At 74.1% G+C, this 1876-nt stretch carries 2 protein-coding genes; both read right to left on the minus strand.

Going from position 1 to position 1876, the window contains the following annotated elements; translation table 11 throughout:
* Positions 1–233 precede the first annotated feature (233 nt).
* Positions 234–1511, minus strand: a complete 1278-nt coding sequence (tyrS, locus tag WCS02_RS20030) for a tyrosine--tRNA ligase (RefSeq protein ID WP_340296056.1) — start codon at positions 1509–1511, stop codon at positions 234–236.
* On the minus strand, positions 1508–1876 hold a 369-nt coding region (locus WCS02_RS20035; protein ID WP_340296058.1), incomplete at its 5' end, for a DNA-3-methyladenine glycosylase. The genes WCS02_RS20035 and tyrS, both read right to left, overlap by 4 nt.

A 1876-nucleotide genomic window follows, 5' to 3' on the forward strand; every position in this document is an offset into this window, starting at 1 on the left:
CCAGCCGAACATATCTGGCATCAATTTTTGGCACGCTGTTGAGTTCTCAAGGAGCAGGTGCTCACCAGATCGACCCGTCAGGGTGTCTCTGGGGCTAGGGTGGCCGCCCGGGCCTACCGCCTCTCGGCGGTCCGGCCGCTGCGTGGCTCCGTCCACCTCGTGGTGTCCGGCGCTCCCCGTGGGGCGACAACGAGAAAGTTACGGGCAGACGTCCACGAGGTCAAATCGCCTGGTCAGAGGGCTGCGAGCCGCACGGCCGCCAGCGTCCGGCGCCCGCGGCGGAGCACCGCCACGCGGCCGTGCACGAAGTCCTCGGCCGCGAGCACCGCGTCCTCGCCGGCGACCTTGCTGCCGCCCACGGACACCGCGCCCTCGGCGATGGACCGCCGGGCGGCCGAGCGGCTCGGGGACAGGCCGGTCGCGGTCAGGGCGTCCACCACCGAGGCACCGACGGGCAGCTCGGCGGACGGCAGCTCGGCCGTGGCGTCGAGCAGGGTGCGCTCGTCGACGTCCCGGAGGTCCCCCCCGCCGAACAGGGCCCCGGCGGCTGCCTCCACGGCGTCCCGCACCTGAGGACCGTGCACCAGCGCCGTAAGCTCGGAGGCGAGCCGGCGCTGCGGGGCCCGCAGGTGCGCCCGCTCCTGCAGGTCGAGGGCGAGCTGCTCCTCCTCGTCACGGTCCAGCGTCGTGAAGTACCGGACGTAGGCCATGACGTCGCGGTCGTCGCTGTTGAGCCAGAACTGGTGGAAGGCGTAGGGGCTGGTCATGGCCGGGTCCAGCCAGACCGCTCCCCCCTCGGACTTCCCGAACTTGGTGCCGTCCGCCTTGGTGACCAGGGGCGTCCCCATCGCGTGCACCTGCTGCCGCTCGACCCGGTGCAGCAGGTCGACGCCCGCGGTGAGGTTGCCCCACTGGTCGGACCCGCCCGTCTGCAGCCGCACCCCGTGCCGGCGGTACAGCTCGAGGAAGTCCGCCGCCTGGAGCAGCTGGTAGCTGAACTCCGTGTAGCTGATCCCGTGCTCGCTGTTCAGCCGGGCACTGACGGACTCCTTGGCCAGCATCTTGCTCACCCGGAAGTGCTTGCCGACGTCGCGCAGCAGCTCCAGCGCGCTCATGCCGCCCAGCCAGTCGAGGTTGTCGACCATGGTCGCCGCCGCCGGTCCCTCGAAGTCGAGGAAGGGCGTGAGCTGGTCGCGGATGCGCTCCACCCAGGCCCGCACCTGCTCGGCGGAGTTGAGCGTGCGCTCCGACGTGGGCCGGGGGTCCCCGATAAGCCCGGTCGCCCCGCCCACCAGGGCGAAGGGACGGTGGCCGTGCTCCTGGAACCGGCGCAGCGTGAGCACCTGGGTGAGGTGGCCGACGTGCAGGCTGGGCGCGGTGGGGTCGAAGCCGCAGTACAGCCCGACGGGCCCGGCCGCGAGCTCCGCCTGCAGGGCGTCCTCGGGGGTGCTCACCGCCACGAGGCCTCGGCGCTGCAGGTCCTGCCAGACCGCTCCGGTCGACGTGCTCACGGTGCTCCTCCTGGTGCCGGGGGCTCGCCCTCCGGCGTCGGGGCCGGCGGGGTGTCCGCCGTGACGGGCGAGGCGGTCCGGGGCGACCGCCTGCGGGGCTGGGCTGCACGGTACGCGGACACCGTCGCGCCCCCCGTCTCCCACCACCGCCACGGGGTGGCCGCCCCCTCCCCCGCGACTCCCACGCGCGGGCCCGACGCGACGGCTGCCGGGGGCTCCGGGGCGGGCAGGAGCCGCACGCGGGAGGCGGGGTCGAGCAGGTCGGTGCCGTCGTCGTCGCCGGTGATCCCGAGCGCCCGGGTCAGGCGGGCGGGACCGCGGGCGAGGTCGCGCGCCCGCACGGCAGCGGGAAGTCGGAGGCCAAG

This window comes from Aquipuribacter hungaricus (genome assembly GCF_037860755.1).
GTDB lineage: Bacteria > Actinomycetota > Actinomycetes > Actinomycetales > JBBAYJ01 > Aquipuribacter > Aquipuribacter hungaricus.